Origin of the sequence: Saccharopolyspora sp. NPDC047091 (assembly GCF_040643635.1) — a bacterium.
Classification (GTDB): Bacteria; Actinomycetota; Actinomycetes; order Mycobacteriales; family Pseudonocardiaceae; genus Saccharopolyspora_C.
In genome coordinates, this window is sequence record NZ_JBEYUS010000049.1 from 1 (window position 1) to 19682 (window position 19682).

A 19682-nucleotide genomic window follows, 5' to 3' on the forward strand; every position below is an offset into this window, starting at 1 on the left:
GGCGAGGCCGAAGCTGCCCGCGAACACCGACACCCGCGCCCAGGCGATCCGGTCCTGCTCGGAGCACAGCTCGTAGCTCCAGTCGATCAGCGCGCTTCGGCCCGCGACCGTCCCCGCTGGAGCGCCCGCGCAGCCGGCGCACGATCCACGGCGCCAGGTGCTCCCGGGCCCACTGGATGTCCTCGGCCCGCTGCACCCGCCACGTGCGGGTCGGCAGCTCCGGCCACGCGGTGCGCCAGTCCTGGTCGACCTCGACGCCCAGCGCCTCGCACGCCCGCAGCGCCACCCGGCGGTGGCCCTCCGCGGACAGGTGCAGCCGGTCGTCGCTCCACGCGCGCTGGTCCTGCAGCACCCGCATCGACCACAGGTCGACCACGAAGCAGCCGTGCTTGTCCGCGACCGCCCGCAGGTGCGCGTTGTACGTGCCCACCTTGCCGCGCACCCGTCGCAGCACCGGCGTCGTCGAGGTGTCGAAACCGGTGCCGATCAGCACGTCCGCACCGGTCGCGCGCAGCCGCGCCACCGCGTCGTCGAAGATCGCGGCCAGCTCGTCCGGGTCGCCGCCGGGCCGGATGATGTCGTTGCCGCCGCCGACGAGCGAGACCAGCGCGGGCCGCAGCTCCAGCGCCTGCGGCACCTGCGTCTCGACGATCTGGCGGAGCAGCTTGCCGCGCACCGCCAGGTTCGCGTACCGCAGCTCGGGTTCCCGGGTCGTCAGGTGCTCGGCCAGGCGGTCGGCCCAGCCGCGGAAGCCGCCGCCCGGAGCCGGGTCGGCGATCCCCTCGGTGAAGCTGTCGCCCAACGCGGCGAAACTGGCCCAGTTCGCCCGCCGTGCTCCGCCGTCCCATTGCTCCCGGCCGTTCATCGGCCCTCCTCCTGCGCTGTTCGATTCGCCGGAGAACACAGTGGTCCTCCGATCGCGACCTACGCCACCGTCGGTTACGGGTGGAGTGAGTAACGGCACTCGAATGTTCCGATTTTATTCCGCGCCGGTGCACTTCGTTCCGAGTCGGAGAACTCGCCGGACGTGCGATGCGCCGCACCTTGCCGAACGAGACCGGTCGATGCCACGCGCGTGCACCCGCGGGAATAGTGGTGGCTTGCCGGGAAACCACCGTACGCCTCGAACGCGACTGCTAATGTCGCTCGGCGGTAGCAGAAGCAACGAGGGGGCTCGTGATGTCGCGATCGACGCAGGTGGCGACCCTGCGCGCGGTGGGGGACGACGTCGACGCAGGGCTTCGCGCCGCGAGGCCCCGGCAGGCCGGGACCGGCGCCGGTACCCGGACCGCAGGTGCGTGAGCGGGAACGACGGCCGGACCGCGAACGTCGGACCGACGCGCGCCGCACCGGTGCCGAACGCCCGGGCGAGGGGCCCGCGGCGGCCGAAGTGCATCCGAGAGCTGGGGGAGAAGTGACGTCACCGCACGACCCGGCGGCGCCGGGACCAGCGGGCCGACCGCTGCCCGCCGCGCCACGCCGGGCGCCCGAACCACCGCGCGACGCCGAACCCGGCGAGCCCGCCCGCAGGCCGGGCAGACCCGCGCCCGGTGTCGCCACCCGGCGGCCCGCTCCGCCGCGCCCGGTGAACGCGCCCGGCGGTGCCCGGCTCGGCGGCGAGCTCGGCCCGGACGCGGCCTTCCGCAGCGAACCGCGGATGCCCGAATTCGGCGGCCGTACCACCGATGAATCCTTCTCCGCCGGCGAGACCGTCATTTCCGGCGAATCGCTCGTTTCCGGAGATTTCCGCCATTCCGAATCCGTTCTCGGTGGTGATCACCTGATGTCCGGGGAATTCCGCGAGTCCGGTGCGCGGACTCCGCACGACCACACCGGATCACCTGCCCGGGAGCACCCGGTCGGGGCCGTCGCTGCGCACGGTGACGGCGGCGGGCCTCGCAGGCCCGCGCCGGACCTGCGCCGCGCCGGTGATCTGCAGGCGTCCGGGGAGCTGCCGCTGCCCGGCGGAACCCCCGAACCGCCGCGCCCCGGCGGCAGGCACGACTCCGGCAGGCTGCCGCGGCCCGGTGGCCCCGGCGAGCCGCCGCCGTCCGGGCGCCTCCCGGAACCGCCGGCCGGCACGCCCGCCCGCGGCGAGCCGCTGGCGCAGGGGGAGCTGAACCCGGAGGAGGCGCGCAGGCCCGCGCGCCCGGCGACCCGGCCCGGCCGGTTCGACCTGCGCGCCGAGTTCGCGGCGCTGGCCGCCGAACCCGACCCCTTCGTGCTCTGGGACCGGATCGGACGGCTCGGCGACCGGTTCGCGCACGAGCGCCGCGGCCTCGCGCCGCGGCGGCCCGCGCAGCCCGAGCGGCCGGATCCGGCCGGTGGCGCCTCGGCCCTCTCCGGTGACCTGGTCGGACTCGCCGAGCAGACCCGGTCGCCCGAGCCCGGTGCCGAACCGCGGGAGCCGAACAGGCCCACCGGTTTCTCCGGCCCGCTGCTCGGCTCGCTGCCGCAGCCCGGCGCGCCGGAGCAGGACGCGCCGGCGGAGCAGCGGACCGACGACGAGCCGCTCGACTCCGAACGACCCCCGTTCGACGCCCAGCGGACCGGGCGGCCCGCGCCCGACCGGGCGGCGGAGCAGTCCGGACCGCACCCGCACGGCCCCGGCGGCCGCGCGGAGGTGCGGCCGGAAGGGCCGGTCTCCGGGCAGCTCCCGCTGCCGGAGCCGGCCGCGGGAACGCCCCGATCCCGCGAGCCGGTCCCGCCGCAGCCGTTCGACGCGGCCGCGCCGGTGCAGCCCGGTCATCCCGGTGCGACGCCGGTGCCGGGGCCGCCCGCCGGTCCGCCGGTGCCGCCCGAGCAGGCGCCGCACCGGCACGCTTCCGGGCCGTTGCCACGGCAAGGAGCGCCGCATCCCGGCGCGCCCCAGCCGGGCGGCCCGGGGCCGGGCCGAACCGGGCCGCCGCAGCCCGAGCAGCTTCAGCCGGGCCGGCTCGTCCAACCGGGCCAGTCGCAGCCCGGCCGGCTCCAACCTGGCCAGGCCCAAACCGGCTCGCCGCAGCCGGGCCAGCCCCAGGTCGGCCAATCCCAGACCGGCCAGTCCCAGCCGGGCCAGCCTCAGCCGGGCCAGCCCCACACCGGTCCGTTCCAGGCCGGTCCGCCGCACCCCGGTCAACAGCCGTCCGGGCCGCAGCAAGCCGCGCCCGGCAGGCAGGGTCCGCCGCCGGGCGGACCGGTTCCGCCGCCCGGACCACCGCATCCCGGCCCGGTCGATCGCGGACGCCCGCAGCCCGGCGGAGTCCAGCAGGCTCCTCCGGAGCAGCCGCCGAACCTGTTCGACCTGCCGGACGCCCCCGCCGTGGCGGGCGGCCTGATCGGCCCGCCCGCCGAGTTCGAGCAGCAGCCGCACCAGGGCCCGCCGCCCGCAGGCCGACCGGGCTCCGCCCCGGAGCCGCCCGCGGGACGCCACCCCGGGCCGGTTCCGGGACGACCCGGCGATGGCGGACCGTCGGCGCCGCAATCCGGCTTCGACCCGCAGTCGGCGCCGCGCGGGATTCCGCAGCCGCCGGAGGTCCCGCAGCCGGGGCAGCTCGCCCCGCCGTCCGGCACAGGGCCGGTGCAGCCGCGCCCGGAACCCGGCTCGCCGCTGCCGCCCGACGCGGGCGGACCGCAGCAGCCGAGGCCGGAGCAGACCCCGTCGCCGCACGGTGCTCCGGCGCGGGACCAGGCCCCGCAGCCCGGCGACCCGGTGCCGCCGGGAGCCGAGCAGGGCCCACCGCGGCCCGGCACCCCGATGCTTTCCGGTGCACCGATGCCTCCCGGCGTCCCGGTGTCTCCCGGCAACCCGGTGCCGCCCGGACCTGAGCAGCTCTCGCCGCCGCACGGCACTCCACTGCCCCCCGCGCCAGAAGGCATGTCCTCAGCACCAGCGGACCTGCCTCCAGCGCCGGAGGGCCTACCGCCCGCGGCAGCGGGCCTACCGCCCGCGCCGGAGGGCATGCCGCCCGGGCCTCGGCCGGACGTGCCGCCGAACGGGCCGCCGCCGCACCAGCAGGGACCGCCGCCGGGAGCACCGGTGCGGCCGCCGATGCCGCCCCGGCAGCCGGAGCAGCAGCGCCCGAACGAGCAGCAGCGTCCGGTCGAGCAGCAGCGTCCGGTCGAGCCGCAGCGTCCGGTCGAGCAGCAGCGTCCGGTCGAGCAGCAGCGTCCGGTCGAGCAGCAGCGTCCGGTCGAGCCGCAGCGTCCGGTCGAGCAGCAGCGTCCGAACGAGCCGCAGCCCCCGCACCCCGCGGACCAGCAGGACGCCCAGCGCCCCGAACGACAGCGTCCGGCGGCGCTCCCGGAACGGCCCGAAACCCGCCCCGACGGCGGCTTCGGCCCGATGAGCTCCCGGGCGCGCACCTCCGCGCAGCGGCCCGCCCGCCGCAACTCCTGGGCGGCGATCGACGAAGCGCAGCACGAGTCCCGCGAACGGGAGTTCAGCACCGGCGGCTACCGCCCCGGCGAGCTGGACGAGGGCACCCGCGGCCCGCAGTTCCTGCTCGAAGCCGACGACGTCTACGACGACGAGTACGGCGGCGGCCGCCTCGTGGCACCCCCGGTGCTCGGCGAAGCACCGCCGGGATACCGCGACTTCTGAGGAGCCCCGGGCTCCGCCCCCTGACCGGCGGGCTCCGCAGCGAGCCCGCCGCACCGAAGGTGAGATGCGACAGCCGATGGTCGACACGATCGCCCTCTCGCTGCCCGCCGTGGACGTCCTCGGCGAGCAGCTCGACCTGGACGTCCGGCAGTACCCGTTCGAACTGTCCCGGCCGGAGGAGTCCGCCGAGGAACGGACCCGCCTCGTCCGGCAGGTGTGGGGCGAGCTCGAAGCCGCCGGTCTCGCCACCGACGGCAGGCCCGAACCGGAGGTGGAGGACGCGCTGTACCTGCTGTGCGGGTCCGAGGTGTCCATCGCCGCGGCCGGGCTGCTCGACGTGCGCACCGGGCAGCGGCTGGCCGCCCGCGTCGTCGCCACCGGCGAGGTGGGCGTGGTGGGCGTGCTGGACGGGCGCGGGTTGCGGCTCGACTTCCTCGACCCGCACGACCTGCCCGAGGTGTGCGCCGACCTGCTGCCGCAGGCACCGATCCCGCCGGGCGAGCCGGTGCGCGCCGAGCGGACCGCGCACTCCCGGGCGCTGGAGGAGATCACCGCCCGGCCCCGCTACCGCATCGGGCACTTCCAGGTCTCCGGCGGCGACCGCCGCGGCGGTGCTCCGGCCGGGCCCGCCTGGTTCGACAACGACCTCGGCCGGTTCACGCTGCTCGGCGAGACCACGCCGGACGGCCGCGAGCTGGTGACCTGCGCGCCCGCGGACCGGGCTTCCATCGCTGAGCTCTTGGCCGACCAGCTCGCCCACCTCGCCCGCGGCTGACGACCCGCGCGAAACGGTCCGGTTCGTCCCGAAACCGGTGGCCGTTCCTGTGACATGATCGAGAGCGAGCTGACTGCCTACCGGCACGGCCGGAACCTCCACCGGACGCCGACCCGACCGCGCGGCCCCCACCACCGCGAACGAGCTGGAAGACAGGCATGCGAGCCGCACACCCCCGCCTGTGACGCGCATCCGCCGGGACACCGGTGCGTCCACGGCCTCCGGTGCGGCAGGCTGGAGAGCGTGATGCAGGATCGGCAGACGGGGCAGGCGCGGACCGGCCCGGACGACGGCGAACCGGACGCGGGCACCCCTGGGCGGCGCCCGGAATCCGAGCAGGACTCGCTGATGGGGCTGCTCGGCGGCCGCACCAGCGCGCTCGACGCCAGCCTGCCGCCGGTGGCGTTCGGCCTCGGCTGGTGGCTCGGCGGCGAATCGATCCTCGCCGGTGGCGCGGCGGCCGTGGCCGTCGGCGCCGTGCTCGGCGCGTGGCGGCTGCGCAAGGGCGACCGGCCGCTGGCGGTGCTGATCAGCCTGCTCGCGGTGCTGGTCGGCGCGGTGATCGCGCTCTACACCGGCAACGCCGCGGACTTCTTCCTCGCCCGGCTCGTCACCAACGCGGTGAGCGCGCTGATGTGGATGGTGAGCATCGCCGCCCGCTGGCCGCTGCTCGGCGTCATCGTCGGCGCCGTGCTCGGGCAGGGGAAGCGGTGGCGGCGGGACCCGGCGCTGCTGCGCGGATACGGCCTGGCCAGCTGGGTGTGGGTCGGGCAGTACGTGGTGCGGCTGCTCGTGTTCATCCCGCTGTGGCTGGCCGATGCGGTGCTGGCGCTGAGCGCGGCGCAGGCGGCGCTCACCTGGCCGTTGGTGGCGCTGTGCGTGGCGAGCAGCTGGTGGGTCTTGAAGAAGGCCCTGCCGTCCGACCACCCCGGGCTCCGCCATCCGCAGGTCGCGCAGGGGTGAGGTGGCGGGATCTCGGCGGCCCGGGACCTGTTCCCCGAGCGGCGCTGCCACCAGGGACGATGCCGTCCTGGTGAGAAGGCCGCTGAGCACTAGCGGCGGTCCCGGTCGATCAGGTGGTCGTCGGCTCCGCGCTTCGCCGCCGGCGGGAAGCGGACCCGACCCGGCGAGCGCGGGTCAGATCCCCGGGTAGCGCGGCGGGTCGCCGGTCCGGTCCAGGGCGGCGAGCCAGGCGGCCCCGGCGGCGCCCGGTCCCGCCGCGGGGAGCGGTACTCCGGGGAGCCGTTCGGCGAGGGCGGCGCGCAGCGCGGTGCCGACCGGGTTCCCGTCGGCCGTGAGCCCGCCGGCCAGCACGACCGGCCCCGTGCCGCCGTCCCGCCGCGCCCGCACCGCCGTGTCGGCGAGCTCGTCCGCGGCGCGGGCCACGATCCCGGCCCCGGGCCCGCCCGCCGCGCAGTCGGCGGTGACCAGCGGGGCCAGCTCGGCGAGCCGGATCGGCGCGGCCCCGTTCACCGCGGTGATCAGCCGTTTGCGCACCGCCATCGGATCGCCCGCGGTGTCGCCGAGCACCTGCTCCAGCACCGCCCCGGCGAGCCCCGACTCCGGCACTTCGCCGCGGTCCGCGGTGCGCAGCGCGTGCCGCACCGCTTCCCGCCCGAGCCAGAACGCCGATCCCTCGTCGCCGAGCAGCCAGCCGTGCCCGCCCGCGACGGCCGCCTCCCGGCGGTCCTCGATGCGGGCGGCGATGGCGCCGGTGCCCGCGATGAGCACGGTCCCGTCGGCGGCGCCGGTCCCGGCGGCGAACGCCACCTCGCAGTCGCTGACCACCCGCACCGGGCAGTCCAGCCCGAGCGATGTCCAGCCCTCCTCGAACAGCGCGGCCACCCGCGGGTCGGTCATCGCGCTCACCCCGGCCATGCCGAGCACCGCGGAGCGCACCGCTGCCCCGTCCAGGCCGGTGAGCGCGGTGCGGGCCGCCGCCGCGACCTGGGCGACGGCCTGCTCGGGCGGGTGCGAGTTGGGGTTGCCGCCCCCGGCGGACCCGCTGCCGAGCACCCGGCCGGTCAGGTCGCCGACCTGGGCGCGGCTGGACGTGCCGCCGATGTCGAGGCCGAGCACCAACTCCCGCATCCGTCCGTTGTACCGCAGCGCGCGGCGCCGGGAATCCCGCCCGCCCCGAGCTCCGCACCGGGCGGCGAGCACACTGTGGGGCTGATCGCCGGGATCCGGGGAAGGACGAGCGAGCGATGACCGTCGACGCGCACCACCACCTGTGGGACATCGACGTCCGGGACCAGCCGTGGATCACCGGACCCGAGATGGAACCGCTGCGCCGCGATTTCCGGCCCGCGGACCTGGCGCAGGCCGTCCGCGGCACCTCGGTGGACACCACCGTGCTGGTGCAGACCGCGGCGGACCCGGACGAGACGCCGGAGATGCTGGTGCTGGCCGATTCGGCGCAGTGCATCGGCGCCGTCGTCGGCTGGGTGGACCTCACCGCGCGCACGGCGCGGGAGCAGCTCGGTCCGCTGCTGTCGCACCCGGCGGGCCGGTGGCTGCGCGGCCTCCGGCACCGGGTGGAGGCCGAACCGGACGCGGACTGGATGGCCCGGCCGGACGTGCTGCGCGGGCTCGCCGCGGTGGAGGACGCTGGCCTGCTGTTCGAGGTGGTGGCGCGGCCGGATCAGCTGCCCGCCGTGATCAAGGCGGCGGCCGAGTTCCCGCAGCTGACCTTCGTGCTGGACCACTGCGGCCGGCCGCCGGTCGGCGGCGATCCGACCGAGTGGGCGGTGCTGGTGCGCAGGCTGGCCGAGCACCCGAACGTGGTGTGCAAGCTGTCCGGTCTGGTCACGGCCGCCGGCTGGGGCCGGGAACCGGACGTGGACGTGCTGCGGCCGTTCGCGGACGTGGTGCGGGCGGCGTTCGGCCCCGGCCGGTTGCTGTTCGGCTCGGACTGGCCGGTGTGCCTGCTGTCGGCGTCCTACCGCGAGGTGCTGGAGCTGACGTCGGGCTTGCTGGACGGCCTGTCGAACCAGGAGCGGTCGGCGATCTTCGACGGCAACGCCCGCGAGGTCTACGAGATCTGAGCCCGTTCGCGGCGGTGGTCTCGGAAGGGGATCTTCGGCGCATCCCGGGCGGTCCCGTTTTTCCCGGCGCGGAACGGTGGTCATTTCTGACCCGTTCGGCGTAATCTGACGCTGCCCGCCTCACCCCGCCCCCTCGGTGAGGCGGGCTTCTAACTTCTCCGCCGGACCCCGTCGAAGCAGGCGTTTCCCCGCGCGGCACCGAACGTGCTGGTCTCGGCACCGCGCGGAGCGGGCGTCGTCCGTTCGTCCGAACAGACGATCATCGAGTGCGGGTCACCTTGGACAGGCCGCGCGGCCGGTCCGGGTCGCCGCCGCGGGCCAGCGCGAGTTCGAGGGCGAGCTGCTGCACCGGCAGGATCTCCAGCACCGGCGCCAGCTCCTCGGCGCAGGCGGGCACCGGGATGTGGTGCGCCGCGGCCGGTCCGGAGCCGAGCGTGCACACGTCGGCGCCGCGTTCGCGGACCGCGTCGAGCACCTCGCGCATCGCCGCGCCTCCCCGGCCTTCGCCGCTGACCGCGAGCACCGCGGTGGCGGGGTCGACGGCGGCGACGGGCCCGTGCAGCAGGTCGGCGCCGCTGTAGGCGCGGGCGGGCAGGTAGCTCGTCTCGGCGAGCTTCAGCGCCGCTTCCAGGGCGGTGGCCAGCGAGTAGCCGCGGGCGGTGGTGACCAGCCGCTCGGTGGCGCGCAGCCGCTGCACCGCCTCGCCGACCGCCGCGGTGCCGTCGGCGAGCGCCCGCCGCGCCAGGTCGGGGAGCCCGGCCGCGGCCTGCCCCGTCCCGCCGCGCACCGCGTCGACGAGCAGGTACAGCGCGAGCAGCGTGGCGCTGTAGGTCTTGGTGGCGGCCACCGCCAGCTCCTGCCCGGCGTGGACGTGTACCGAGAGCTCGGCGGCCCGGTTCAGCGCCGAGTCGGGCGTGTTGGTGATCGCGACGGTGGTCGCGCCGCGGCGGCGGGCGGACTCGGTTACCTCGATCAGGTCGGGCGAGCCGCCGCTCTGGCTGACGGTCAGCAGCAGCACGTCCCGCAGGTCGGGCTGCGCGCCGTAGAGCGTGGTGGTGGACGGCGAGACGAGCCCGGCGGGCAGTTGCAGCAGCACCTCGATGAGGTACTTGGCGTACAGCGCCGCGTGGTCGCTGGAGCCGCGGGCCGCCAGCAGCGCGAACCGCGGCCTGCGCTGCGCGATGGTGGCCGCGACGGCGGCGATGTCGGTGGCTTCGAGCAGCTCGGCGAAGATCCGCGGCTGCTCGTCGATCTCGGCGCGCATGCTCGCGCCGGGTGTCGCCTCGCTCATGGGTGCCTCTCGCTGGCCGGTAGGTCTAGACCAATGTTATCGAACGTGCCGAGGTCCCGAGCGTGACCCGTGCGACACCCCTCCGGCCACCCGGCGTGCAGACCAAGATCATCAATGTGGGAAAACTGTGGAGAACGTGATGGTCGTGTCCTCGGTCAGGCATGCTGGACGGGCCAGGTGCGGCGCGCGGGTGGGCGAACCCACCCCCGCCGCGTGCGGTCACCCCTCGTGCGGGGAGGTGGCGGCCCGGGGCCGCGGCCGGACATCGGGTGCTGGAGCGGCGGCCATCGCGGCAGGTTCGGCGGTAGGAGGACGAATGCTGGAAACGTCGGTGTCCGGCGGGGCGGACACCCCGGTGCGCGCGCAGCGCGAACCCAAGTACTGGGGGCTCAAGCAGCACCTGCTCGACATGCTGCGCTCGCTACCCCCCGGCTCGCCGATCCCCACCGAGCGCGCGCTGGCCGCCGAGTTCGACGTCTCCCGCACCACCGTGCGCCAGGCGCTCGCCGAGCTCACGGTCGAAGGCAGGCTGCTGCGGGTGCAGGGCAAGGGCACCTTCGCCGCCAAGCCGAAGGTCGCGCAGCGGCTCCAGCTCTCCAGCTACACCGAGGACATGCGCGCCCAGGGCCGCCAGCCGGCGTCCCGGCTGCTGGAGGTCGTCGAGGAGCCCGCCGACCAGGAACTCGCCACCCTGCTCGGCACCCGGCCCGGCTCGACCGCGCTGCGGCTGCGGCGGCTGCGGCTCGCCGACGGGGAACCGATGGCCATCGAGACCACCCACCTGCCGCTGTCCCGGTTCCGCGGCCTCACCGGCAGGCTCGAATCGGGCGGCTCGCTGTACCGGGTGCTGCGCGAGCACTTCGGCGTGGAGCTCGGGCACGCCGACGAGACCATCGAGACCGCGCTGGCCAGCCCGGAGGAGGCCGAGACGCTCGGCGCCGACGTGGGCCTGCCGATGCTGCTGCTGTCCCGCCACTCCTTCGACTCCGCGGGCGAGCCCGTCGAATGGGTCCGCTCCATCTACCGCGGCGACCGGTACAAGTTCGTCGCCCGGCTCAACCCGCCGCAGTGATCGACCGACCCGGCGCCGAGCCGGGTCCCGCGCTGTCTCCCGCGCCGACGGTGCCGCCGGAGACCGCAGCGCCCCTTGTCGGGGCCACCGGTTCGCGCCTTCGCGGCGCCCGGTTTCCGCTGCCCGGCGCAATGCCGGTTCTGCCGTACCGCTCCGCTCCCACACCGCCTGGATCGAAATCAGCGGGTCTTCTCCTCGTTACCCGAAGTGGCAGTCATCACGAAAGTGCAACAATCGGGAGAATTGTGGCGAGATCATCCGTTGACAGGTTCGAGAGAGCGCGCACCAGATCAAGTAGGAGCCACAGTGGCGAAGGAGAATGCCGAACGGGGGGCGAACGGAACCGACGACGATGAGCCCGCGGAAAAGAAATCGAAGAAGATCGAATTGTCCGCCACGCAGGTCACCGGAGGCGCGCTCGCCTCGGTGACCGCGGCGTTCCTCGGGTCGTACCTCGGGGTCGCGGGCACCGTCTTCGGCGCGGGCCTGACCAGTGTCGTGATCACCGTCGGCGGCGCCCTGTACCAGCGTTCGCTGGAGACCACCAAGGAGAAGCTGGAGGTCACCAAGGACAAGGCGAACGTCGTCGTCGCCCGCGCCGGGATCAAGAAGCCCACCAGGGTCGAGCAGTACGTGGCCGCCACGCCGGTCAACGGCACCGCGGCTCCGGCGCTCCGCCCGCAGGCGCCCGCCGACGAGGCCACCCGCAAGATCCAGCTGCCCGGGATGCACTGGCCGGGCGGTGAGCAGGTCGACCGCGATCCCGACGCGACGCGCAGGCTCGACCCCGCCGAGGCGCGGACCCGGATGCTGAGCTGGGGGACCACCGCCGGTGACGCCACCGCCGCGGCCGAGCGCCCCACCACCGAGCACTCCACCGCCGAGGACGCCGCCGCCGAGGACGCCGCCGGAGCGGGCACCGAGGTCGTCGCCCCGCCGCGCGGCCGCCGCCTCCGCTGGGGCGTCGTCGCCGCGACCAGCGCCCTCATCTTCGGTTTGGGCATGCTCCTGATCACCGGTTTCGAGGGCGTCGTCGGCAAGCCGCTCTCCGGCGGCGATGGCGGCACCACGATCAGCAAGGTCTTCACGCCCGCCGCGCACCGCGACACCGGGGACGCCGTGCCGCAGGAGTCGGAAACCGCGGAACCGAGCAGCTCGGCGGAGCAGGAGACCGGTTCCGAATCCCAGGAGAACACCTCCGGCGAACCCACCTCCGGCGCGTCCGAGACCACCGAGACCGGGCAGAGCGAGGCCACCGAACCCACCGGAGATACCGGCGCCTCCGAAGCCCCGGAACCGACCGGAGCGCGGCAGCCCGAATCCGGAACCACCGGAGAACGCGGTTCCGCGGGCGGTGAATCAGCGCAGCAGGAGCAGCCGGACGCTCCGTGACCGGAGCACAGCGAATGGTGATGATTCCCGGTTATTCGGCAGAACTGCCGGATAACCGGGAATTTTTGCGCATCGATGCGTCGAAAGGTGGATGTGCCGGGTGGTGGTCCCCACCAATACTGGCTCCTCGTAGGGATCTTTGAGCCCCACCTCAAGGAGTAGGAGACCCACCTATGACGCGCAAGCTCGCGGCCAGAATGGCCGGGACGATCGTGCTGGCGGCCGGAACCGTCGCCGCCTTCACCATGCCCGCCTCGGCCACCGTCGCCCCGGCGCCGCAGGCGAAGGCCGCCACCCAGCTCGAAGCCATGCAGCGCGACTTCGGCCTCACCGCCGACCAGGCGCAGGCCCGGCTGCACAGCGAGGCCATCGCCAACACCGCGGACCGGACGCTGCGCGGCGTGCTCGCCGACTCGTTCGGCGGTTCGCGCTACGACGCCGGGCTCGGCAAGCTCGTCGTCGGCACCACCGACGCGAACCTGGCCGACGAGATCCGCGCCGCGGGCGCCGAGCCGAAGGTCGTCGAGCACAGCACCAAGCAGCTCGCCGGTGTCGTGGACGGCCTCAACACCCGCCAGGCGCCGCAGGGCGTCACCGGCTGGTACCTGGACTCGGCCGCCAACTCGGTCGTGGTCACCGCCGCCGAGGGCGCCGGTGCGGCCGCGAACGAGTTCGTGCACTCCACCGGGGTGGACGCGCAGGCCGTGCACGTCGTCGAGTCCGCGGAGGCACCGCGCATCCTCGCCGACGTGATCGGCGGCAACGCTTACACGATCGAGAACTCCGCGCGCTGCTCCGTGGGCTTCTCCGTGGAGGGCGGCTTCGTCAGCGCCGGGCACTGCGGCAGCCAGGGCGACAGCACCAGCACCCCGTCCGGCACCTTCGCGGGCTCCTCGTTCCCCGGGGACGACTACTCCTACGTGGAGACCGCGTCCGGTGAGACCCCGCGCGGCCTGGTGAACGACTACGCGGGCGGCACCGTCAGCGTCGCCGGTTCGACCGAGGCCGCCGAGGGCGCCTCGATCTGCCGCTCCGGCTCCACCAGCGGCTGGCACTGCGGCACCGTCCAGGCCAAGAACCAGACGGTGAACTACGCCGAGGGCACCGTCACCGGGCTGACCCGCACCGACGCGTGCGCCGAGCCCGGCGACTCCGGCGGCTCGTGGCTGGCCGGTGACCAGGCCCAGGGCGTGACCTCCGGCGGGTCCGGCGACTGCACCAGCGGTGGCACGACCTACTTCCAGCCGGTCAACGAGATCCTGGACGCCTACGGCCTGACCCTGATCACGGGTTGATCGGGAGCCCGGTCACCGGGTGATGGCAGCCGGACGGGCTGCGTCTCAGCCCCACGAGACGCAGCCCGTTCGTCGTGCCGGGACCCGCCGGGTCAGGCGGACAGTCCGGCCTTGAGGGATTCGGCGGCGGCGCGCGGGTCGTCGGCCTCGGTGACGGCCCGGACCACCACGATCCGCTCCGCGCCCGCCGCGACGACCTCGGCGAGGTTGTCGTGGCCGACGCCGCCGATCGCGAACCAGGGCCTGCCGTGCCCGCGGTGCTCCGCGGCGTGCCGGACCAGCTGGATGCCCGCGGCCTCCCGGCCGGGTTTCGTCGGCGTGGTCCACACCGGCCCGGTGCAGAAGTAGTCCACGCCCGGTTCGGTCGCGGCCGCGTCCGCCTGCACCACGTCGTGCGTGGAGCGGCCCACCACCACCTCGTCGCCGACGATGCGCCGGGCCGTCGCCACCGGCAGGTCGTCCTGGCCGAGGTGCAGCACGTCGGCCTCCGCGGCCAGCGCCACGTCCGCGCGGTCGTTCACCGCGAGCAGCGCGCCGTGCCGCACGCACGCGTCCGCGAGCACCTCCAGCGCGGCGAGCTCCTGGCGCGCCTCCAGCGGAGCACCGCCGGGAGCCTTGTCCCGCAGCTGGATGATGTCCACGCCGCCGGACAGCGCGGCGTCGGCGAACTCCGCCAGATCACCCCGCTCCGCCCGCGCGTCGGTGCAGAGGTACAGCCGTGCGTCGGCGAGCCGCGTGCGGATGCCGACACCGTCCAATCCGGGCATGACCCCAGGGTAGTCCGCGGCCGGGCGGCGGCTGACCTCGCGCGGGCGGATGAGTACGGTGGTGGTGGTTGGCACGGGAGCCCGGGATCCGGGCTGAGAGGGGGCGCAGGCCCCGACCGTCGAACCTGATCCGGGTCATGCCGGCGCAGGGAGCGCAGATGCAGCAGCAGTCGGCCGTCACCGTCGTCGGTGGCGGGATCATCGGTCTCTCCGTCGCGTGGACGGCCGCGCGCGCGGGACACCGCGTGGAGGTCGTCGACGCGGGGGAGCGGCGGGCGTCGTGGGTCGCGGGCGGGATGCTCGCACCGGTCGCCGAAGCCGCGCCGGGCGAAGAGGAACTGCTGGAGCTCGGGTCCGAGTCGTTGCGCCGCTGGCCGTCGTTCGCCGCCGACCTGGCCCGCGAGTCCGGGCTGCCGTCCGGGCTGCGCCGGGAGGGCACGCTGGTGGTCGGCGTGGACGGTGCGGACCGCGCCGAGCTGGACATGCTGGCCGAACACCTGGCCGCGCTGGGCCGCACCGTCACCCGGCTCGGCGGCCGGGAGGTGCGGCGGCTGGAACCGTCGCTGGGGCCCGCGGTGCGGCGCGGCCTGGAAGTGCCCGGAGATCTGGCGGTGGACAACCGGCTGGCGCTGGCCGCGCTGCGGGCCGCGGCGGAGGCGGCGGGCGCCCGGTTCCGCGACGGCGCGGTGCGGCGGGTGCGGCCGGGCGAGGTGGAGCTGGATGCGGAGGTGCTGCGCTGCGACGTCGTGGTGATCGCCGCGGGTGCCCGCTCCGGTGACCTGCACCCGGCGCTCCGCGGCCGGATCCGCCCGGTCAAGGGCGAGGTGCTGCGCCTGCGGGCGCGCCCCAGCGCGGTGCCCCCACCGGCGCGGACCGTGCGCGGCCCGGTGCACGGCAGGCAGGTCTACCTGGTGCCGCGCGACGACGGCGGGCTCGTCGTCGGCGCCACCCAGTACGACGCGGGCTTCGACGAGGCCGTCACCGCGGGCGGCGTCCGCGATCTGCTGGCCGACGCGGAACGGCTGCTGCCGGGCATCGCCGAGTACGAGCTGCTCGAAGCCGTCGCCGGGCTGCGGCCCGGCACGCACGACAACCTGCCGGTGATCGGCGAACTGGAACCGGGGGTGCTGGCCGCGACCGGGCACCACCGCAACGGTTTCCTGCTCGCGCCGATCACCGCGGACGCGGTGCTGGCGGAGCTGTCGGGCCGCGAACCACCGGTCGCCGGACCGGTACCCGCAGGCGACGGAGGAGGTCGACCGTGCAAGTGGTGATCAACGGGGCGGAACGGCCCGTGCAGGCGGACGCGACGCTGGCGGCGGTGCTCGCCGAGTTCGGCGTGCCCGAGCGCGGGGTCGCGGTCGCCGTGGACGGGACCGTGGTGCCCAGGGCGAACTGGCGGGCGACGGAGCTCCGCGACGGGGCGGCCGTCGAAGTGCTCACCGCCGTGCAGGGAGGCTGACGTGGACGACGCGCTGGTGATCGCGGGCCGCGAGTTCGGCTCCCGCCTGATCACGGGGACCGGGGGAGCGGCGAACCTGTCGGTGCTGGAGCGGGCGCTGCTGGCGTCCGGCACCGAGCTGACCACGGTGGCGATGCGCCGCGCCGACGCCGGAGGACGCACGGGTGTGCTGGACCTGCTGCACCGGCTCGGCATCGAGGCGCTGCCGAACACCGCGGGCTGCCGCACGGCGGCGGAGGCGGTGCTCACCGCGCAGCTCGCCAGGGAGGCGCTGGAGACGAACTGGGTGAAGCTGGAGGTGGTGGCGGACGAGGACACGCTGCTGCCGGATCCGGTGGAGCTGCTCGACGCGGCCGAACAGCTCGTCGACGAGGGCTTCGTGGTGCTCGCGTACACCAACGACGACCCGGTGCTGGCGACCCGGCTGGAGGACGTGGGCTGCGCGGCGGTGATGCCGCTGGGTTCGCCGATCGGCACCGGGCTGGGCATCCGGAATCCGCACAACATCGAGATGATCGTGTCCCGCGCGTCGGTGCCGGTCGTGCTCGACGCGGGCATCGGCACCGCGTCGGACGCGGCGCTGGCGATGGAGCTGGGCTGCGACGCGGTGCTGCTGGCCAGCGCCGTCACCCGGGCCCAGGACCCGGAGCGGATGGCCGCCGCGATGCGCGCCGCGGTCGAAGCGGGCCGCCTCGCGGTCGGCGCGGGCCGCATCCCGCAGCGCTTCTGGGCGCGGGCCTCCAGCCCGGACCTCGCGCGGTGAACCGAACCGCCGCGACGTGACACGGCCCGCCCGACCTGCCTGGTCGAACGGGCCGCGCACCTGGTGATCAGCGGATGCGGAGCCGTTCGGTCCGCACGAAGTTGATCGTGTAGCTCTTCCACGGCTCGTTGCCGAGGGTCTGGTCGATCGCCGCGCGGGCGTGCAGCGCGTTCTCCACCAGCGAGCTGGCCAGCAGTTCCGTCTCGGGTGCCCCGGCGGACTGGATGTCCGGGATCTTCGGGTTGCTCCGCCCGCTGAGCAGCTGGTCCACCGCCTTGAGCGCGGGCACCGCCACCGCCAGCTCGTCCTCGGGCCGGAACGCCAGCGTCGCCACGTCCTGGCGCAGCGCGTCGAGCGCGATCGCCGCGGCCCGCGTGGTCTGCGGGTCCTCGTCCGAGTCCGGTTCGTCCAGCAGCGCGGGCATGCCCAGCAGGTCCTGGGTCCGCCGCAGCGCCAGCACGTGCGCGGACTGCATGGCGGCGCGGACCTGGTGGCCCTGCCCGGCGGCCCGCACGCTGCGCAGCAGCTCGGACACCGACCACACGGTGGACCGGATCGCCCCGCGCACGTCGGGCACCATGCTGCTGGGCAGCACGATGAAGCTGATGTAGCCGACGCCGAGCGCGATGGCCGCGCCGACGGCCGTGTTGGAAGCGAAGCTGATCGCGATGTTCGCGAGCGGCCGGTCCAGCCGCATCGCCTGGTCGACCACGGTCACCACGATCAGCGAGCTCAGCAGCACCTGGTAGTCGGTGCGCAGCCGTTCCACGCCGAGCAGCATGCCCACGACGACCACCGGCACCAGCAGGTACACCCCGGGCAGCAGCGTGATCAGCGCGGCCAGCACCACCACGCCGAGCACCGCGCCGCCGGTGCGTTCCAGCGCGCCGTTCATGCTGTCCCGCGCGGCGGGCGCGAGCACCACGTACAGCGCCAGCAGCAGCGTGGACGCGGACGGGTCGTCCAGCAGCAGCACGATCACCATGCCGACGGCGACGGCGAGCGTGCAGCGCAGCGCGTGCCGGAACAGCGAGGACCGCAGCGACAGGTGCGCCTTGATGCCGCCGATGGCGCGCTGGCGGCGGCCGCCGGGCGCGGGCGGGCTGGCGGCGAACTCGGTGCGCTGCACGACGGCGCCGCGGATGCGGTCGAGTCCTTCGTTCATGCCGCGCACCGCTTCCGGCAGGTCCTGCCTGCCGCCCGCGGCGACGACGGCCTGTGCCGGGTCGACGCGGGCCATCGCGGGCAGCCCGGTGCAGGCGCGGGAGCGCACCGCGCGGGCGAGTTCGGCGGCGACCAGGTCCGCTTCGACGACGATGCGGTGCAGCCGTTCCGCTTCGATCCGGTCGGCCCGCTGGGCTTGGGCGAGCAGCGTCTCGCGGGCGGCGCGGAACCGGGCCGCCCCGGCGAGGACCTGCCCGAGCCAGGTGCTCGACCCGTCGGCGCGCCAGGCGCTCGCGGCGATCTCCAGCACGCCCGGCCCCGGTTCGAGCAGGGTGCGGGCCACGGCGTGCCGGGTGGCGCGGGTCGGGTCGCCGATGCCGATGAGCACCCGCAGCACCAGCGCGAACGCGGCGCCCGCCCCGGTGGACAGGAACAGCATCCAGGCGGGTTCCCCGGAGCCGATGCCGGTGGTGGTGGCCACGAGGGTGGCGGCGGCGAAGGTCTGGCCGCTGACCCGGTACTGCTCGCCGATCGCGGGCAGCATCCCGGAGCCGAACACGACCACCGCCACGAGCAGCCCGGCGAGCACCGGCATCGCGTCGAGCAGCGGCCCGATGGCCATCACCAGCACCAGCGCGGGCCCGAACCAGGCGAACCGGTGCAGGTCGGAGCGCAGCGACCGGCCGCCGGCGGCGACCAGCGCGAACACGGCGGTGAGCCCGCCGATGAGCGCGGGGGTGCGCAGATCCAGCAGCCAGCCGACGGCGGTGGCAGCCACCGCGGTGACCAGCACCGCCATCGCGTATTGGCGTCGTCTGAGGTCGGGGGCACCGGCCTCGGTGTTGAGCCCGGCGAGGAGCCGGTCCTTCATGGTCGTCCACCCGGGTGCTGCCACGGCGGTCGCTTCGCTCCTGACGTTCTCGGTGCCTGTGCGGGACGGGCGCAGCGCGCGCGGCGCCGTCGCTCGGGAGCGCGGCGGGGGCTGCAGGCCTCACGCACTATGTCGACGGGACCCGCCCGGTGAGTTACCCGCGCGGGCCAAAATCACCCGATTCGGTATCTCAAGCTCGTTCGCGGCGGGTCCGCTGGGCCATTCGCGCGGTTGCCGCGCAGCGCTCGTGCCCGGCGACGGTACCGAGCGTGATCCGATCACCGGAACGACCCCGGTCAGATCGAGCGCGGGCTCACCCGCCAGAACGTCGAGACCGGCCCGACCCCGGCGCCGAGCGGGTAGGCGTGCTCGACGCTGCGCGTCACGAACCGCTTGCCCGCGGCGACCGCGTCCGGCATCGCCGCGCCCTTCGCCAGCGCCGCGGTGATCGCCGAGGCGAACACGTCGCCCGCGCCGTGCGTGTGCACCGTCGAGTAGCGCGGCCCGGGCAGCGGGATCGCGTCGGTCCCGTCGAACAGCAGGTCCACGCACTCCGGATCGTCCAGCAGGTGCCCGCTCTTGATCAGCACCCAGTCCGGGCCGAAGTCGTGCACGGCCTTCGCCGCGTCCAGCAGGTCGTCCCGGCTGCGTGCGTCGATGCCGGTGAGCAGCCGCACCTCGTCCAGGTTCGGCGTCACCAGCGTCGCCCGCGGGAAGGCCTCGTCGCGCAGCGCGTCCAGCGCGTCCGGGCGCAGCAGCGGTTCCCCGCTGCGGGACGCGGCGACCGGGTCCACGACGAACGGGGTGCGGCGGCCGCGGCCGATGCCGTGCTCGTCGCAGGCGGCGAGCACGGCCTCGATGGTGGCGGCCGAGGACAGCACCCCGGTCTTCGCCGCGTCCACTCCGATGTCGGTGGCGACGGCGCCGATCTGCGCGGCGACCGTCTCCGGCGGGATCTCCACGAGACCGGTGACGCCGACGGTGTTCTGCACGGTCACCGCGGTCACGGCCGTCATGCCGTGCACCCCGCAGGAGAAGAACGCCCGCAGGTCGGCGTGCATCCCCGCGCTGCCGCCGGAGTCCGATCCGGCGATGGTCAGCGCCGTCGGCGGAGCCGTGTCGTGCGCGGGTCGTTGCAGGTGGGCGGGCGTCTCGTGCATCCGGCCCATGCTACGACCCTCTCCCGGCGTCGATCCGGCCC

The 19682-nt window shown here is 75.1% G+C and carries 16 protein-coding genes and 1 riboswitch; of the genes, 10 read left to right on the forward strand and 6 right to left on the reverse strand.

Going from position 1 to position 19682, the window contains the following annotated elements:
- On the reverse strand, positions 1-865 hold an 865-nt coding region (locus ABZ805_RS20085; protein ID WP_358442303.1), incomplete at its 3' end, for an SGNH/GDSL hydrolase family protein.
- Positions 866-1414: 549 nt separating this feature from the next.
- Between ABZ805_RS20085 and ABZ805_RS20090 the strand changes: the two genes are divergently transcribed.
- The 3 genes from ABZ805_RS20090 (at position 1415) to ABZ805_RS20100 (ending at position 6320) form a co-directional block, all read left to right on the forward strand.
- Positions 1415-4582: a hypothetical protein gene (locus ABZ805_RS20090; RefSeq protein ID WP_358442305.1), complete on the forward strand. Its 3168-nt coding sequence runs from the start codon at positions 1415-1417 to the stop codon at positions 4580-4582.
- Positions 4583-4646: 64 nt separating this feature from the next.
- Positions 4647-5357, forward strand: a complete 711-nt coding sequence (locus ABZ805_RS20095; RefSeq protein ID WP_358442308.1) for an ESX secretion-associated protein EspG — start codon at positions 4647-4649, stop codon at positions 5355-5357.
- 246 nt (positions 5358-5603) lie between these two features.
- A complete protein-coding gene (locus ABZ805_RS20100) occupies positions 5604-6320 on the forward strand; it encodes a DUF3159 domain-containing protein (protein ID WP_358442310.1) in 717 nt (238 codons plus the stop codon).
- Between the two features lie 174 nt (positions 6321-6494).
- Here the strand turns inward: ABZ805_RS20100 and ABZ805_RS20105 are convergent, their stop codons facing one another.
- On the reverse strand, positions 6495-7448 hold the full coding sequence (locus ABZ805_RS20105) for a BadF/BadG/BcrA/BcrD ATPase family protein (protein WP_358442313.1): 954 nt from the start codon (positions 7446-7448) through the stop codon (positions 6495-6497).
- Positions 7449-7564: 116 nt separating this feature from the next.
- Here ABZ805_RS20105 and ABZ805_RS20110 point away from each other — a divergent pair, with 116 nt between their 5' ends.
- A complete protein-coding gene (locus tag ABZ805_RS20110; protein ID WP_358442316.1) occupies positions 7565-8404 on the forward strand; it encodes an amidohydrolase family protein in 840 nt (279 codons plus the stop codon).
- 259 nt (positions 8405-8663) lie between these two features.
- Here the strand turns inward: ABZ805_RS20110 and ABZ805_RS20115 are convergent, their stop codons facing one another.
- Entirely contained in the window at positions 8664-9695 is a 1032-nt protein-coding gene (locus ABZ805_RS20115) for an SIS domain-containing protein (protein WP_358442318.1), read from the reverse strand.
- 316 nt (positions 9696-10011) lie between these two features.
- Between ABZ805_RS20115 and ABZ805_RS20120 the strand changes: the two genes are divergently transcribed.
- The 3 genes from ABZ805_RS20120 (at position 10012) to ABZ805_RS20130 (ending at position 13454) form a co-directional block, all read left to right on the forward strand.
- Positions 10012-10767 (forward strand): GntR family transcriptional regulator, encoded by a 756-nt coding sequence (locus ABZ805_RS20120; RefSeq protein ID WP_358442320.1) that lies wholly within the window; start codon positions 10012-10014, stop codon positions 10765-10767.
- A gap of 387 nt (positions 10768-11154) precedes the next feature.
- Positions 11155-12159, forward strand: coding sequence for a hypothetical protein (locus ABZ805_RS20125; RefSeq protein ID WP_358442322.1), 1005 nt, complete (start codon positions 11155-11157; stop codon positions 12157-12159).
- Between the two features lie 173 nt (positions 12160-12332).
- Positions 12333-13454 (forward strand): S1 family peptidase, encoded by a 1122-nt coding sequence (locus ABZ805_RS20130; protein WP_358442324.1) that lies wholly within the window; start codon positions 12333-12335, stop codon positions 13452-13454.
- Between the two features lie 92 nt (positions 13455-13546).
- Here ABZ805_RS20130 and thiE read toward each other — a convergent pair whose 3' ends face one another.
- Positions 13547-14221: a thiamine phosphate synthase gene (thiE, locus tag ABZ805_RS20135; protein WP_358442326.1), complete on the reverse strand. Its 675-nt coding sequence runs from the start codon at positions 14219-14221 to the stop codon at positions 13547-13549.
- 63 nt (positions 14222-14284) lie between these two features.
- A riboswitch (TPP riboswitch) is annotated at positions 14285-14390 on the forward strand.
- Here thiE and thiO point away from each other — a divergent pair.
- The 3 genes from thiO (at position 14380) to ABZ805_RS20150 (ending at position 16446) form a co-directional block, all read left to right on the forward strand.
- Positions 14380-15495: a glycine oxidase ThiO gene (thiO, locus tag ABZ805_RS20140; RefSeq protein WP_358442328.1), complete on the forward strand. Its 1116-nt coding sequence runs from the start codon at positions 14380-14382 to the stop codon at positions 15493-15495. Its footprint overlaps the riboswitch before it by 11 nt.
- Positions 15483-15683: a sulfur carrier protein ThiS gene (gene thiS / locus ABZ805_RS20145; protein WP_358442331.1), complete on the forward strand. Its 201-nt coding sequence runs from the start codon at positions 15483-15485 to the stop codon at positions 15681-15683. The genes thiO and thiS overlap by 13 nt, the downstream gene beginning before the upstream one ends.
- A 1-nt stretch (position 15684) precedes the next feature.
- Entirely contained in the window at positions 15685-16446 is a 762-nt protein-coding gene (locus ABZ805_RS20150) for a thiazole synthase (RefSeq protein ID WP_358442334.1), read from the forward strand.
- 67 nt (positions 16447-16513) lie between these two features.
- On the opposite strand, the gene ABZ805_RS20155 is transcribed toward ABZ805_RS20150, so the two are convergent.
- Positions 16514-18481: an FUSC family protein gene (locus tag ABZ805_RS20155; protein WP_358442336.1), complete on the reverse strand. Its 1968-nt coding sequence runs from the start codon at positions 18479-18481 to the stop codon at positions 16514-16516.
- A 296-nt stretch (positions 18482-18777) separates the two neighbouring features.
- The gene (gene thiD, locus ABZ805_RS20160; protein ID WP_358442339.1) at positions 18778-19641 is read right to left on the reverse strand and encodes a bifunctional hydroxymethylpyrimidine kinase/phosphomethylpyrimidine kinase; all 864 of its coding nucleotides are present in this window, start codon (positions 19639-19641) and stop codon (positions 18778-18780) included.
- Between the last annotated feature and the right edge of the window lie 41 nt (positions 19642-19682).